Origin of the sequence: Achromobacter sp. 2789STDY5608615, from assembly GCF_001298995.1 — a bacterium.
Classification (GTDB): domain Bacteria; phylum Pseudomonadota; class Gammaproteobacteria; order Burkholderiales; family Burkholderiaceae_B; genus Achromobacter; species Achromobacter insuavis.
The window spans coordinates 52,274-66,967 of record NZ_CYTY01000035.1 but is presented as its reverse complement, the minus strand read 5'-3'; the positions used below and the strand labels follow the sequence as shown (position 1 = coordinate 66,967).

The 14,694-nt window shown below is 70.1% G+C and carries 14 protein-coding genes and 1 pseudogene; 9 read left to right on the top strand and 6 right to left on the bottom strand.

What is annotated here, in order from left to right; genetic code table 11:
- Positions 1-244: DUF308 domain-containing protein (locus tag AOZ49_RS24595; RefSeq protein WP_197286774.1), on the bottom strand; the 244-nt coding region annotated here is incomplete at its 3' end.
- A gap of 155 nt (positions 245-399) precedes the next feature.
- Here AOZ49_RS24595 and AOZ49_RS24590 point away from each other — a divergent pair.
- The 5 genes and pseudogenes from AOZ49_RS24590 to AOZ49_RS24570 all read left to right on the top strand — a co-directional run bounded on the left by AOZ49_RS24590 (position 400) and on the right by AOZ49_RS24570 (position 4,793).
- A pseudogene (locus tag AOZ49_RS24590) lies at positions 400-1,027 on the top strand (PepSY-associated TM helix domain-containing protein).
- Between the two features lie 27 nt (positions 1,028-1,054).
- The gene (locus AOZ49_RS24585; protein ID WP_054430191.1) at positions 1,055-1,570 is read left to right on the top strand and encodes a DUF2271 domain-containing protein; all 516 of its coding nucleotides are present in this window, start codon (positions 1,055-1,057) and stop codon (positions 1,568-1,570) included.
- A gap of 17 nt (positions 1,571-1,587) precedes the next feature.
- On the top strand, positions 1,588-2,388 hold the full coding sequence (locus AOZ49_RS24580) for a DUF4198 domain-containing protein (protein WP_054478301.1): 801 nt from the start codon (positions 1,588-1,590) through the stop codon (positions 2,386-2,388).
- Between the two features lie 14 nt (positions 2,389-2,402).
- Positions 2,403-3,419, top strand: coding sequence for an FAD:protein FMN transferase (locus AOZ49_RS24575; protein ID WP_082380577.1), 1,017 nt, complete (start codon positions 2,403-2,405; stop codon positions 3,417-3,419).
- A gap of 3 nt (positions 3,420-3,422) precedes the next feature.
- Positions 3,423-4,793: a sulfite reductase subunit alpha gene (locus tag AOZ49_RS24570; protein ID WP_054478299.1), complete on the top strand. Its 1,371-nt coding sequence runs from the start codon at positions 3,423-3,425 to the stop codon at positions 4,791-4,793.
- A 43-nt stretch (positions 4,794-4,836) separates the two neighbouring features.
- On the opposite strand, the gene AOZ49_RS24565 is transcribed toward AOZ49_RS24570, so the two are convergent.
- Both AOZ49_RS24565 and AOZ49_RS24560 read right to left on the bottom strand, forming a co-directional pair.
- Positions 4,837-5,796, bottom strand: a complete 960-nt coding sequence (locus AOZ49_RS24565; RefSeq protein ID WP_054478297.1) for a tripartite tricarboxylate transporter substrate binding protein BugE — start codon at positions 5,794-5,796, stop codon at positions 4,837-4,839.
- Positions 5,797-5,830: 34 nt separating this feature from the next.
- Positions 5,831-7,297, bottom strand: coding sequence for an N-acyl-D-glutamate deacylase (locus AOZ49_RS24560; protein WP_054478295.1), 1,467 nt, complete (start codon positions 7,295-7,297; stop codon positions 5,831-5,833).
- Positions 7,298-7,444: 147 nt separating this feature from the next.
- On the opposite strand from AOZ49_RS24560, the gene AOZ49_RS24555 reads away from it, so the two are divergent.
- A complete protein-coding gene (locus tag AOZ49_RS24555; protein ID WP_054430202.1) occupies positions 7,445-8,413 on the top strand; it encodes a LysR family transcriptional regulator in 969 nt (322 codons plus the stop codon).
- 46 nt (positions 8,414-8,459) lie between these two features.
- On the opposite strand, the gene AOZ49_RS24550 is transcribed toward AOZ49_RS24555, so the two are convergent.
- Genes AOZ49_RS24550 through AOZ49_RS24540 form a run of 3 tightly spaced genes read right to left on the bottom strand, consistent with a single transcriptional unit; the run spans position 8,460 to position 10,968 of the window.
- Positions 8,460-8,903, bottom strand: a complete 444-nt coding sequence (locus AOZ49_RS24550; protein WP_054478294.1) for an SRPBCC family protein — start codon at positions 8,901-8,903, stop codon at positions 8,460-8,462.
- Between the two features lie 11 nt (positions 8,904-8,914).
- Entirely contained in the window at positions 8,915-9,745 is an 831-nt protein-coding gene (locus AOZ49_RS24545) for a phosphoenolpyruvate hydrolase family protein (RefSeq protein ID WP_054478292.1), read from the bottom strand.
- An 11-nt stretch (positions 9,746-9,756) separates the two neighbouring features.
- Positions 9,757-10,968 (bottom strand): Tm-1-like ATP-binding domain-containing protein, encoded by a 1,212-nt coding sequence (locus AOZ49_RS24540; protein ID WP_054478290.1) that lies wholly within the window; start codon positions 10,966-10,968, stop codon positions 9,757-9,759.
- A gap of 160 nt (positions 10,969-11,128) precedes the next feature.
- Between AOZ49_RS24540 and AOZ49_RS24535 the strand changes: the two genes are divergently transcribed.
- The 3 genes from AOZ49_RS24535 to AOZ49_RS24525 form a co-directional block, all read left to right on the top strand.
- On the top strand, positions 11,129-11,776 hold the full coding sequence (locus AOZ49_RS24535; protein WP_054430345.1) for a TetR/AcrR family transcriptional regulator: 648 nt from the start codon (positions 11,129-11,131) through the stop codon (positions 11,774-11,776).
- Between the two features lie 94 nt (positions 11,777-11,870).
- On the top strand, positions 11,871-13,508 hold the full coding sequence (locus AOZ49_RS24530) for a CehA/McbA family metallohydrolase domain-containing protein (protein ID WP_054478287.1): 1,638 nt from the start codon (positions 11,871-11,873) through the stop codon (positions 13,506-13,508).
- 91 nt (positions 13,509-13,599) lie between these two features.
- Positions 13,600-14,694, top strand: a 1,095-nt coding sequence (locus tag AOZ49_RS24525) for an NAD(P)/FAD-dependent oxidoreductase (protein ID WP_054478285.1), incomplete at its 3' end; no start/stop codon positions are given.

The following is a 14,694-nucleotide window of genomic DNA, read 5'->3' as shown; positions in this document are numbered from 1 at the left end:
CCCCCAGCAGGCCGACGATGATCAAGGCCCACAACGGTTTGCCCTGGTCGCGGATGCGGATACCGGCGATCAGCGCCAGCACGCCATCGGCCAGCGCGAACGCGCCCCACACCAGCACCAGCGCCGACAGCGTGATCGCCGGCATGAACATGGCCATCAGGCCGAACAGGATGGCGACGACGCCGCGCAATGCCACCCAACCCCAGTGACGACCGATCTGATCCACGACTTGCGAGTCAAGCATGACGACCTCCGGTGGTGTGTAACGGGTGACCTATCTTATCCCCGCCCGCGACCAGTCCGAAACCGATTGAAATTTCCTTCCCACATTAACGATGTGTTTTATAAGATTCATTCTCATTGAGTGTTAGACTCCGGCCCTTGTATTTTCCCCCCACCATGGACAGTCACGCCTCCCCCCGCCGCCGGGCCTACTGGCTCAAGACGCTGCACCAATGGCACTGGATCAGCTCGGCACTGTGCCTGCTGGGCATGCTGCTGTTCGCGGTGACCGGGCTGACCCTGAACAACGCCTCCCACATCGAAGCCAGGGCCCGCGTCACCAACCGCGAGGCGCGCCTGCCCGAGCCCGTGCTGGCCCAGCTGGCGGCGCCCGCCGGCCAGAAGAAAGGCCCCCCTGCCCGCCGCCGTCGTCCAATGGCTCGACCGCGAACTGGACACCGCCACTGGCGGCAAGCCGGCCGAATGGTCGGCCGACGAGGTCTACCTGTCGCTGCCGCGCGCTGGCGGCGACGCCTGGCTGTCCATCGACCGCGCCAGCGGCGATATCGAATACGAACGCACCGACCGCGGCTGGATCGCCTATCTCAATGACCTGCACAAGGGCCGCAATACCGGCCAGGCCTGGAGCTGGTTCCTCGATATCTTCGCCATCGCCTGTCTGGTCTTTGCCCTGACCGGGCTGGTGCTGCTCAAGATGCACGCGGGCAACCGCGGCGCCACCTGGCCCATGGTCGGCCTCGGCGTCGTCATCCCGCTGGTGCTGGCGCTGCTTTTCATTCACTGATCCATTCGATCCGCCCTGGAGATATCCATGCGCAAGCTGTTGTTGTCGGCCATGCTGGCCGGCCTGATCGCCCGAACGGCCCATGCCGCCGACATCGGCCTGTCCATCGAGGTGCCGCGCCTGGACGTGGCCGAATACCACCGCCCCTACGTCGCGATCTGGATCGAGAATCCCGACCAGAGCGTGGCCGCCGACCTGGCGGTCTGGTACGACGTGGCCAAGAAGAACAACGAAGGCACCGAGTGGCTCAAGGACATGCGCCAGTGGTGGCGCCGCAGCGGCCGCAACCAGACCTTCCCGGTGGACGGCGTCAGCGGCGCCACCAAGCCGGTCGGCAAGCACGCCCTGCAATTCGACGCCGCCGCCAAGCCGCTGGCCAGCCTGAAGCCGGGCCAGTACGCGGTGGTGGTGGAAGCGGCGCGCGAAGTCGGCGGCCGCGAGCTGCTGCGCATTCCCTTCCAGTGGCCGCCGCAGAAGGCCGAGCAATTGACCGCGCGCGGCGAACACGAGCTGGGCGCCATCGCCCTGGACCTGAAACCCTGACCCTGAGGAAAGCCACCATGAAATCCGCCGCCAAACTGGCCGCCGCCCTGGCCCTGAGCCTGCCTTTCGCCGCGCAGGCCCATGACGTCTGGATGGTGCCGTCCTCGACGGTGCTGTCCGGCACCGACAGCTGGATCACCGTGGACGCCGCCGTCGGCAACGACAAGTTCTACTTCAACCACGCGCCGCTGCGCCTGGACGGCCTGGCCGTGGTGGCGCCGGACGGCTCCGCCGCCGAGGCCGAGAACCTGAACCGCGGCAAGCTGCGCAGCACCTTCGACCTGCAGCTCAAGCAGAGCGGCACCTACCGCATCGCCGTGGTCAACGACGGCGTGTTCGCGCGCTGGAAGGAAGACGGCAAGCCCAAGCGCTACTTCGGCAAGCCCGAGGGCCTGGCGCAGGCCGTGCCGGCCAACGCCGCCGACCTGGAAGTCACGCAGAGCCTGGGCCGCGTCGAAACCTTCGTCACCGCCGGCAAGCCCAGCGCCGTCAAGCCCGTGGGCCGCGGCCTGGAGCTGGCGCCGGTGACGCACCCGAACGACCTGTACAGCGGCGAATCCGCCAGCTTCCAGATGCTGCTGGACGGCAAGCCCGCCGCCAACCTCGACGTGACCCTCGTGCCGGGCGGCGCCCGCTACCGCGACAAGGTCGGCGAGATCGCCGTCAAGACCGACAAGGACGGCAAGTTCTCGGTCAAGTGGCCGCAGCCGGGCCTGTACTGGGTGGAAGCCGGCACCGAAGACGCCAAGGTGACGGTGGCGCAGGCCAAGAAGCGCCGCCTGTCGTACGCCGGCACCGTCGAAGTGCTGCAACCCTGACGGTTGCCGCCGGTATGTCGGACACGCCTTCCTATGCGCCGCGCGGCGCGGTCATGGCCGCGCCGCGCGTGAGCTTCGGCGGCCTGCCGGCGCGCGCCGCCGCGCTGGCGGGCGCCACCATGGGCACCACCTGGTCGGCGCGGCTGGCGCTGCCGGCCGGCCGCGACGAAGCGGCCGCGCGCCAGGCGATCCAGGCCGCGCTGGACGAGGTGGTGGCGCAGATGAGCACCTGGGAAGCCGAATCCGACATCAGCCGCTACAACCGCGCCGGCCCCGGCTGGCGCGAACTGCCGGCCGCCTTCTTCCACGTGCTGCGCCACGCGCTGGCGTTGGCCGAAGACAGCGATGGCGCCTATGACCCGACGGTCGGCCCGCTGGTCAACGCCTGGGGCTTCGGCCCGTGGCAGCGCGGCTTCGAGCCGCCCTCGCCGGCCGCGATCGACGCCGCCCGCGCGCGCTGCGGCTGGCGCCGCGTGGCCCTGGACCCCGCGCGCCAGGCCGCGCACCAGCCGGGCGGCATCTATCTCGATCTGTCTTCCATCGCCAAGGGCTATGGCGTGGACCGCGCCGCGCAGGCGCTGGACGCGCTCGGCCTGACCGATTACCTGGTCGAGGTGGGCGGCGAGCTGCGCGCGCGCGGCCAGCGCCCCGACGGCCAGCCCTGGCGCGTCGCGGTGGAAGTGCCCGACGGCAGCGACGCCCACGCGCTGGCCCTGCCGCTACGCGACCTGGCCATCGCCACCTCGGGCGACTACCGCCGCTATGCCGGCGAAGGCGATGCCCGCTATGCCCACACCATCGACCCGCGCAGCGGCCAGCCGGTGCGCAACGGCGTCGCCTCGGTCACCGTGCTGCACGCCCACTGCATGCAGGCCGATGCGCTGGCCACCGCGCTGACCGTGCTCGGCGAACGCGACGGGCTGGCCTACGCCGAACGCCACCGCCTGGCGGCGCTGTTCATCATGCGCGACGCCGGCGGCTACCGCGTCGATGCCAGCGCGGCCTTCCAGGCCCTGGCCGTCGCGCGCTGAATCATGACGTCCCGCTGGATCGCCGCCGCGTGCGTGGTGCTGGCCTGGCTGCTGCTGTGCGGCTGGGCGTGGCATCGTGCGCGGCGGCGCCAGACCCTGGCGGCGCGGGCCCTGCGCGAGCTGGACGCGCCCCAGGGAGACGACGCCATCCTGGTGGCCTACGCCAGCCAGACCGGCTATGCCGAAGCGCTGGCGGCGCAGACCGCGCAGTCGCTCCAGGCCGGCGGCCTGGCCGTGCGCGTCGCGCCGCTGGCGCAACTGGATGGCGCGCGCCTGGCCGCCAGCCGGCGCATCCTGTTCATCGCCAGCACCTACGGCGAAGGCGATCCGCCCGACGCGGCCGCGGCCTTCGCCAGCCAGACGATGCAGGCCGCGACGCCGTCGCTGGGCGGCCTGCGATACGCGGTGCTGGCGCTGGGAGACAGCGAATACGCCCATTTCTGCGGCTTCGGCCGCCGCCTCGACGAATGGCTGCGGCGGCACGGCGCCACGCCGCTGTTCGACCGGGTCGAGGTCGACGACGGCAATCCGGCGGACCTGCGCCACTGGCAGCATCACCTGGGCCTGCTGGCCGGCCGCGGCGACCTGCCCGATTGGGAAGCGCCGGCCTATGCGCCCTGGCGGCTCGCCGGCCGCGAACTGCTCAACCCCGGCAGCCAAGGCGGCCCATGCTACCTGCTGACGCTGGCGCCGCCCGCCGCCAGCGCGCCGGTCTGGCTGGCCGGCGATATCGCCGAAATCGGCCCGCGCCTGACGCGCGACGGCGCGCCGCAGCCGCACCGCGAATATTCGATCGCCTCGCTGCCGGCCGACGGCGCGCTGCAACTGCTGGTGCGCCAGATGCGCGGCGCCGATGGCGCGCTGGGCGTGGGCAGCGGCTGGCTGACCGAGATCGCGCAAGTGGGCGATCCGATCGACCTGCGGATCCGCGGCAACCGCAATTTCCACGCGCCGGCCGACAGCCGGCCGCTGATCCTGATCGGCAACGGCACCGGGCTCGCCGGCCTGCGCGCCCTGATCAAGGCGCGCCGCGCCGCCGGGCACTCGCGCAACTGGCTGTTGTTCGGCGAACGCAACGCCGCGCATGACCGCTTCTGCGGCGCCGAACTCGACGCCTGGCGCGAGGACGGCACGCTGGCCCGCCTGGACCGGGTGTATTCGCGCGACCAGCCCGAGCGCCGCTATGTGCAGCACCGCCTGCTGGAGCAGGCCGGCGATGTGCGCGCCTGGATCGCCGAAGGCGCGGCGATCTACGTCTGCGGCAGCCTGCAAGGCATGGCCGGCGGCGTCGATGCCGCGCTGCGCGACATCCTCGGCGACGAGCCGCTGCAGGCGCTGCGGCACGACGGCCGCTACCGCCGCGACGTGTACTGAGGCCGCCGGCCCCGGGGCCGGCCGCGCCGCGCCGCGCTCCAGCCTATTGCAGCTTGATCTGCGCCTGGTCGATCACGGTCTTCCAGCGATCGCGCTCGGCGCGGATCTGCGCGCCGAATTCGGCCGGCGTGCTGCCCAGCGGGAACGCGCCGGTTTCCTCCATCTTGGCCGCGGTGGCGGGGTCGCGCACCGCCTTGGCGAAGGCCTGCGCCAGCTTGTCGCGCACGTCGGCCGGCATGCCGGCCGGCCCCACCACGCCGTACCAGGCGGTGACGTCGTAGTCCTTGTAGCCCTGCTCGGCGAAGGTCGGCACGTCCGGCAGGCGCGGATTGCGCGCCGCGCCGGTAATCGCCAGCGGACGCAGGTGCTTGCTCTTGATGTACGGCAGCGACGACGGGAAGTTGTCGAAGATCACCGGCACCACCCCGCCCACCGTGTCGGTCAGCGCCGGCGCCGACCCGCGGTAGGAGATGCTGTTCATCTTGCCGCCCGTGATCTGCAGGAACCAGATCATGCCCAGGTCGTTGATGCCGCCGGCGCCGGCATTGGCGTAGCCGTCCTTGCCCGGATTGGCGCGCACGTGCGAGACGAATTCCGCCAGGGTCTTGGCCGGATACTGCGGATTGACGCTGAGGATGTTGGGGCTGGTCACCAGGTTGCTGACCGGCGTGAAGTCCTTGACCGGGTCGTAGGCCAGGTTCGGGAACAGGTGCGGCGCGGTGCCGTGAGTGCTGACGGTCGCCAGGCCCACGGTGTAGCCATCCGGCTTGGCGCGCGCGGTGGCGGCCATGCCGATGGTGCCGGACGCCCCGGTGCGGTTCTCCACCACGATCTGCTGCCCCAGGATCTCGCCGGCCTTGGCCGCGGCCAGCCGACCGACGATGTCGGTGGGACCGCCGGCCGGGAACGGCACGATCAAGGTGATGGGACGGTCGGGGAATTCGGCGTGGGCCGCCGGCAACAGGGCGGCCAGCGCCAGGGCGACGCAAGTCTTGCGGATCATGGGGGTTGTCTCCTGTGGGGATCGGTTCTGCTTGTTATGGGGAAATCGGGGGCGCGCCCGCGATGCTGGCATCGCGGCGCAATATCCTGCCGGGGCGCTGCGTCTCGGGCGCCGCCGGAAACACCGGGCAGCCGTTGACCAGCACGTGCTCGATGCCGGCCGAGGCCAGCGTCGGCGCGTCCCAGGTGGCGCGGTCGCGCACCGTGTCGGCGTCGAACACCACCACGTCGGCCCAGGCGCCGACGGCCAGCCGGCCGCGGTCCGCCAGGCCGAACACGCGCGCCGGCAGCGCCGTCATCTTGGCCACCGCCGCCTCCAGCGTCAGCAGCTCGGCCTCGCGCACATAGCGGCCCAGCACGCGCGTGAAGCTGCCCCACAGGCGCGGATGCGGATGCGCGTCGTTGGGCAGGCCGTCGGAGCCCACCATGCAGCACTCGTGCTGGAAGATGCGGCGCACCTCGTTCTCGTCCATGGCGAAGTAGATCGCGCCGGCGGGACACAGGCGGCGCGCGGCCGTCACCGGGTCGCAGTCCCAGCGCGCGGCGATCTCGGCCAGCGACTGGCCGCCGCATTCCGGATGCGGGGTCGACCAGGTGATGCGGATGTCGTCGATCTGGTCGGCGCGCTCCGGAATCAGGATGGTGGAGCTGCCGGGATAGGGATAGATGTCCAGCGCCACGTCCACGCCGTCGGCGCGGGCGCGGTCGATGTTGGCCAGCGTGGCCGCGCTCTTGCCCCAGTTGGCGGGCATCATGCATTTGTGGTGCGACAGCACCGTGGCGCAGCCGGTGCGGCGGCCGACCGACAGCACCTCGTCGACCGCGGCCTCGACCGCGTCGCCTTCGTTGCGGATGTGGCTGGTATGCAGCGCGCCGCGCGCCGCGGCCACCCGCGCCAGGCCGTCCAGCTCGGCGGCCTCGGCGACGCCGCCGGGCTGGTAGGCCAGGCCCGTGCTGAAGCCCGCCGCGCCGGCCGCCAGCGCCTCGGCCAGCATGCGCTCCATGGCCTGCTGTTCCGCTTCGCTGGGCTGGGCGGCCGGATCGCGCATGGCGGCCAGGCGCAGATTGGCGTGGCCCACCAGCGCGGCCACGTTGATCATCGGCCGCTGCGCCTGCAGCGCGCCGAAGTACGCGGCCATGTCCGTGAACAGCGGCGAATCGCCCAGCAGCGCCAGCGCCGCGGCGGTATTGCCGGGCAAGGGCGCCGGCGCGCCGCTGATGCCGCAGTTGCCGACCACCACCGAGGTGATGCCCTGGCTGGTCTTCCATTCCAGGCCCGGCTTTTCCACGAACATCAGGTCGTCGTGGCCGTGGGTGTCGATGAAGCCGGGGGCGACGATCTTGCCGCCGGCGTCGATGCGCCGGCCGGCCGGCATGGCCGACAGATCGCCGATGGCGGCGATGCGCTCGCCGCGGATGCCGACGTCGGCGCGCCGGCGCGGTCCGCCCAGCCCGTCAATCAGCCAGCCGCCCTCAATCACCAGATCCAGATTTTCCTGCATGCAACTTCCGCCTTGATGGGGCCGGCTTGGACGCCGGCCGCTCGCGGGACGCCCGCGGGCGCCCCTGTGCTTGATGAAGCCCCTAGTATCGTCCGCCGGATCAATCTGCAAAAATTGTTTTTACTGATCCATCTATCTCATTTTGAAATGCATCGCCTGCCCAAGCACGTCACCCTCAAGCACCTGACCGCGTTCGTCGCCGTGGCGCAGGAGTCCAGCTTCACGCACGCGGGCAAGCGCCTGTTCCAGACCCAGTCGTCCGTGACCAGCCTGGTGCGGCAGCTGGAAGAGGCGCTGGCCACGCAGCTGTTCGCGCGCACCAGCCGGCGCGTGCTGCTGACCGCGGCGGGCGAGGAATTCCTGCCGCGCGTGATGCGCCTGCTGGCCGATTTCGATGGCGTGATCGAGGACGTGGTGCGCTTTGGCGCGCTGGAGCGCGGCCGCGTCGGCGTGGCCGCCGCGCCATCCGCCATCACGCAGCTCATCGCGCCGGCGGCGGCGGTGTTCTCGGCGCAGTATCCCGCCATCCGCCTGTATCTCAGCGACGACAACTCCGGCCGCATCCAGCGCAAGGTGAGCACGCGCGAGGTCGACTTCGGCCTGACCAGCCGCTGGGCCGACGCGCCCGGCCTGCATTTCGATCCGCTGCTGGAAGACCGCTTCGGCGTGCTGTACCGGCGCGACGACGCCAGCCTGCGGCCGGGCCGCGACGGCGCCATGCGCTGGGCCGACCTGGCCGGCCGCAAGCTGGTGGGCGTGGTGGACGAGACCGGCATCATGGCGCTGCTGCGCGCCCGGGCCGATCTGCCGATCGAGGCGGCGGCGCCCTTCTATGAGGCCTCCAGCACCACCTCGCAGGCGGCGCTGGTGAAGGCCGGCATGGGCGTGGCGCTGCTGCCCGCGCTGGCGGCGCAGCGCGTGATGGAGCCGGAACTGGCCTACGCGCTGCTGGCGCGGCCGACGGTGGTGCGCACGATGTGCATCATCCGCCACAAGGAATACGCGCTGAGCCCGGCGGCCGAGGCGCTGATCCGCGCCATCCGCGATTATCTGCGCGGCGCGGCGCTGCCGGCCGGTTGCCGGCTGGCGGCGGGCGCGGCGCGCAGGCGCGGTTGAGCGGAGGCGGCAACGCCGTGCTGGCCTCCGTGGCGGCAGGCGCCGTTCAGCCGCGCAGCTTCTCGTCCAGCGCGGCCAGGCCGGCGGCGAACACGCCCTGCCCCACGGCGGCGGCCACCGCCTGCAGGTCGGCGCCGTCCTCGACGCGGAAATCGGCCCACCATTCCACCAGCGTGGCGCCGCTCTCGGTGATCGCCGTCAGGGTGACGCCGGCGACGTAGTCGCGCATCGGCAGGTCGGTCTCGATGATCGAGTAGCGCAGCGCCGTGCCGGGGTCGTCCAGCATCAGCAGCTGCTCGCGCACGAAGCCCGAGGGCTTGAGCGACAGATAGCGCACCGAGCCGACCGCATCGTGGCGGCCGCCCTCTTCCAGGCGGCTCTGGGCGATGCCGGGATGCCATCCCGCCAGGCCATTGAAATCACGGAACTGCGGCCAGACCTTGGCCAGCGGCGCCTGGACGATGGCGCTGGTGTAGACGGTATGCGGCATGCGGACTCCTGTCAGAAAGTCAGTTGCTTGAACTCGCGGGTGGCGGCGGTCAGCGCCTGTTCGGTGGGCAGGCGCTCCATCGAGCTGGCGCCGTAGAAACCATGGCAATGCCGGCAATGGCGCAGGACGTGGGCGGCATCCTCGGGCGTGGCGATGGGGCCGCCGTGGCACAGCACGATCACGTCCGGACGCACGGCCAGCGCGGCCGCGGCGATGCGGTCGATGGCGGCCACGCAATCGTCCAGCGTCAGCGCGGCCTCGGCGCCGATCGAACCGCCGGTGGTCAGGCCCATGTGCGCCACGATGATGTCGGCGCCGGCCTGCGTCATGGCCACGGCGTCGTCCTCGTTGAAGACGTACGGCGTGGTCAGCATGCCTTTTTCGTGCGCCAGGCGGATCATGTCCACTTCCAGCGCGTAGCCCATGCCGGTCTCTTCCAGGTTGGCGCGGAAGGTGCCGTCGATCAGGCCGACGGTGGGAAAGTTCTGCACGCCGGCAAAGCCCTGGCGCTTGAGGTCGTCCAGGAACACGTCGAAGTCGCAGAACGGATCGGTGCCGTTGACGCCGGCCAGCACCGGCGTGTGCTTGACCACCGGCAGCACTTCGCGACCCATGTCGACCACGATCTCGTTGGCGTTGCCGTAGGCCAGCAGGCCGGCCAGCGAGCCGCGCCCGGCCATGCGGTAGCGGCCCGAGTTGTAGATCACGATCAGGTCGATGCCGCCCGCTTCCTCGCACTTGGCGGACAGTCCGGTGCCGGCGCCGCCGCCCACGATGGGGGTGCGGGCGCGCACCATGGCGCGGAACTTGTCCAGCAGTTGGTTACGGTCGAAGCGCGGCATGGCGGAAATCCTCAGTGTGTTGCGATGTCGAGAAACTGCTCGACCGCGGCGCGGGCGAACAGCGGGTCGTTGATGTGGCACGGCACGCGCACCAGGCGGCGGTTGGCGGTCTGCACCAGCCGCGACTCCAGCGCGTCGAACAGCGCGGCGTCGGCCTGCGGGTCCCAGAACGCCTGGCCCGGCGCGTCCAGCGCCGACACGCCGCCTTCCGGAATCAGGAAACGCACCGGACCGTCGCAGCGGTTCAGCCTGTCGGCGATCCACTCGCCCTGGCGGCGGTTTTCTTCCACGGTGGTGCGCATCAGCGTCACCTGCGGGTTGTGGGGGTAGAAGGTGCGGCCCTGGTAGCGCTCGGGCACCGAATCCATGGCGCCGAAATTGACCATGTCGAGCGCGCCGCAAGAGCCGACGTAGGGCGCGCGGGTGCGGGCCACGGCGCCGAAGCGGTCCTCGGTGCAGGCCAGCACGCCGCCGAACAGGAAGTCGCAGACCTCGGTGGTGGTCAGGTCCAGCACGCCGGACAGCAGATGGCTGTCGAGCAGTTTTTCCATCGACTGGCCGCCGGTGCCGGTGGCGTGGAACACCAGGCAGTCATAGCGCGATTCGAGCAGCGGCGTGACCTGCTGCACGCAGGCGGTGGTGACGCCGAACATGGTGATGCCGACGGCCGGCTGGCTGTCGCCGCCCGTGGCCGTGGCGGCCTGGCGGAAGGCGCCGCCGATGGCGCCGGCGGCATTGGCCAGCACGCGGCGCGAGATGCGGTTCAGGCCGGCCACGTCGGTCACGGAGTACATCATCGCGATGTCGGACGGGCCAACGTAGGGCGCAACGTTGCCCGACGCCATGGTCGAGACCATCAGCTTGGGCACGCCGATGGGCAGCGCGCGCATGGCCGGGGTGATCAACGCGGTGCCGCCGGAGCCGCCCAGGCCCAGCAAGGCGCCGATATCGGGGTTGGCGGCGGCATAGCGCTCGAACGCCAGCGCCATGGCGGCGATGGCGCTGCCACGGTCGCCCGTGAACACGGCCTGCTCGCCCTGCGGGTGGCTGCGCGCCACCTCCCGTGCCTGCACCTGCGCCGCGCTGGCCGCGCCGGTGGTGGACACGTCCACCGAGACCACGTCCAGGCCGTCGCGCTTGAGCAGATCGACCACATACTCGGCCTCGTGGCCCTTGGTGTCGTAGGTGGCGGCCACGAAAACCCGCCGATTCGAATGCGTCATGACTCCTCCGCGGGCGGCTACACTCGGTGCGCGCCTCGATATATGTCCGGGGCGCGTGGCCCTGTAGAATCAAGAAATGAGACGAAAGAATCATACTGAGACACCTGTCTCACGTCAAACCACGACCGCCGCGCGCAAGCCGGCCGCCGCCCCGGCGCGCCTGATCGCGCCCGCCAGCCGGCAGGCCGCCGCCAGCGGCGAACCGCCGCACGGGCCGCGCGCGCGCATGCGCAAGATCCTGCTGGACGCGGCGCAGCGCCTGATGGCGCAAGGCATCACCCCGTCGGTGGCCGAACTGGCCGAGCACGCGCAGGTGTCGCGCGCCACCGCCTACCGCTACTTCCCGAGCCAGAGCGCGCTGATCGCCGCCGTGGTCGACGAGAGCCTGGGGCCGATCCTGGCCTGGGACTCGACCGCGCCCGACGCCGCCACCCGCGTCGACGAACTGCTGCGCTTCGCCTACCCGCGCCTGGCGGCCCACGAGGCGCCGCTGCGCGCGGCCATCCAGGTGTCGCTGCAGCAGCACGCCGAAGCCAGCGCCGGCCGCGCCGGCAACGAGCCGCGGCTGGTGCGCGGCCATCGAGTCGACATTCTCAAGCGCGCCATCGCGCCGCTGGCGGACGCGCTGCCGCCGGCGCAGCAGGAACGCGTGGCGCAGGCGCTGTCGCTGGTCTACGGCACCGAAGTGTTCCTGGTGCTCAAGGACATCTGGGGCCTGGAATTGCCGGCCGTCACCGACGTCGCGCGCTGGACTGCGCAGGCCATCATCCGCCAGGCGCTGGCCGATGCGGCGGACGGCGCCCGCTAACGGCAAGCTGTCATTCCCGCGTCACTCGCGGCCCGCATAGTGCGGGCCTTCGCGGCGCCGCGCCGGTGCGGGCCGCATGACGCTGGAGTATGGAATGCAGTTCGAAGTAACCCGCCTGCGGCGGGCCCTGATGCCGTTGTCGCTGGCTTGCGTAACCTTGCTGAGCGCCTGCGGCGGCAGCGACGACGATGACGACACGAGCGCGCCGCCGGTCGTGACCGAGCCCGCGCCGCCGGTGAAGACCGGCGCCTGGAGCGCCGGCGACCTGCACGTGCACACGATCCAGTCCGACGACGCCCAGACCACCCTGGAGAGCGTGCTGGACCAGGCCTTCGACCGCTACAAACTCGACTGGGCCGCGCTCTCGAACCACCTGCGCATGTCGGCGCGCGACAACACCGGCGCCAACATCCCCGGCGGCTCGATCCCGTTCTCGACCGGCATGGCGCGCTACGAAGTGCCGTTCATCAAGCAGGCGCAGGCGGCGGGCCGCTACGCCGGCAAGATCATCTTCTCGTCGTTCGAATGGGACATGCCCACGCACGACCACATCAACATCGGCATCGGCACCAACGACCCGATGTCCGCCAAGTCGCTGCGCGCCGTGGCGGAATTCGAATACCTGTACACCAACAAGGCCGCCAACCTGTTCGACGCGCAGCTGGTCGCCGACCTGGCCGGCCAGCCGCGCGCGTACACCACGCACGCCGACTCGCTGACGGCCCTGAAGTGGCTGCGCGACAAGCACCCCGACAGCTACATGCTGCTGAACCACCCGTCGCGCTATGCCGGCAAGTACACCATCGGCCAGCTGCGCGAAATGCATGATCTGGCGCCGTCGATCTTCTTCGCCATCGAAGGCATGGTCGGCAACCAGATGGAGCCGGACCGCGGCGGCTACGCCGAGGCCTACACGCCGGACAAGCTGCCCAACCGCACCTATGGCGGCGTCGACTACCTGGTGGCCAAGCTGGGCGGCACCTGGGACGCGCTGCTGGGCGAAGGCCGCCACATCTGGACCGTGGCCGATTCGGACTTCCACTTCCGCATCAACGCCACCGGCCAGTACAGCAGCGGCTACGCGCCGGGCGAATACGCCAAGACCTACGTCTGGAAGGACGGCAAGGACATGGCCGCGGTGGTCACGGGCCTCAAGAGCGGCCGCCTGTTCGGCGTCTTCGGCGACCTGATCGACGCGCTCGAATTCCAGGCGCAGGGCGCGTCGGGCACGGCCCAGATGGGCGGCGAGCTGACGGCGGCCAAGGGCGAGCAGGTGGAAGTCACCATCCGCTTTCGCAGCCCCGCCAGCAACCATTACGAGTATCCGATCGAAAGCGGCAACCCCACCTACGTCAAGCCGACCGTGCACCACGTCGACCTGATCGTGGGCGATGTCGGCGCCCGCGCCGCCGCCGGCACGCCGGCGTACGACAACGCCACCAATCCGAGCACCCGCGTGCTGGGCCGTTACACGAGCAAGGACTGGACCGTGGACAAGGACGGCTACAACGTCATCAAGATCAAGCTGACCGCCGACAAGAGCCAGTACCTGCGCCTGCGCGGCACCAACCTGGCGCCCGACGTGGCCGGCGAGACCGCCAACGGCGAACCGCTGCCGGACGCCAAGGTCGACCTGACCGACAACGCCGCCCGCTTCAACGCGATCAATGCGCGCAACTACAACGATCTGTGGTTCTACTCGAACCCGGTGTTCGTGACGGTCAAGCAGTAAGGCGCCACTGGATTGACCGACCCCTCCCCACTTGCTACATATAAGGGCGCAACTGCACTTGGTTCCTGATTATTCTCATTGGAGGATTTTTATGAGCAAGCGAATTGTTGTCGTGGGTGGCGGGGTCGGCGGCACCATGTTGGCCAACCAACTGGTCCACAAGCTGTATCCCGAAGTGTCGGCCGGCAAGGTCAGCATCATGTTGCTGTCCGATTCGCCGGATCATTACTACAAACCGGCCTTCATGTATGTGGCGTTCAACCTGTTCTTCCAGGAAGAGCTCAAGCGCCCCGAACGTTCCCTGCTGCGGCCTGAAATCGAGTTCCGCGTCGACAAGGTGACGCGCTTCGATTTCAACGCCCAGCAATTGCACACGCGCAGCGGCAAGCGCCATGGCTACGACTATCTCGTCATCGCCACCGGTTGCGTTCCCGCGCCCGAGCGCATCGAGGGCCTGCGCGAGGCGGGCGACCATTTCTACCAGTACGAGCCGGCGCGGCAACTGGCCGGCCGCCTGGCCACGATCGAACGCGGGCGCGTATTCGTCAGCGTCACCTTTCCCAAGACGCCCAATGTGCCGCACCAATGCGGCATCGCGCCGATCGAAACCACGCTGATGCTCGACGACTACCTGCGCCGCCGCGGCGTGCGCGACCGGGTCGAGATCGTCTACACCTACCCGACCACCTCGCAACTGCTGCGCAACTGCCTGTTCCTGCAAAAGCCCACGTGCGAGGTGCTGCCGGCCATCTTCGAACAGCGCGGCATCCGGTTCCAGCGCGGCTTCACCCTCGCGAAGGTCGATCCCGACCAGCGCATCGCCTATTCTGAAGAAGGCATCGAGCAACCTTTCGACATCCTCATGGCCACGCCGCCGATCCGCGCGGTCGACGCCGTGCTGGAATCCGGCGCTTCGCAGGCGCCGGACAACGAAGGCTGGCTGCCCACCGACCACGAGACCATGCAGGTGTACGGCCTGGAGAACGTGTACGTGATCGGCGACACGGTCGACCTGCCCGTCAGCAAGGCCGGCGGTTCGTGCCACAACCAGGCCCCCGTCATCGCCAACAACATCGCCGGCGAAATCCGGCTGGGCCATCCCTGCAGCGTCTACGACGGGCGAGTCCAGGCGGTGGCGCAGATGGGCTTGAACGCCGGCATGCCGCTCTGGTACGACTACACCCAC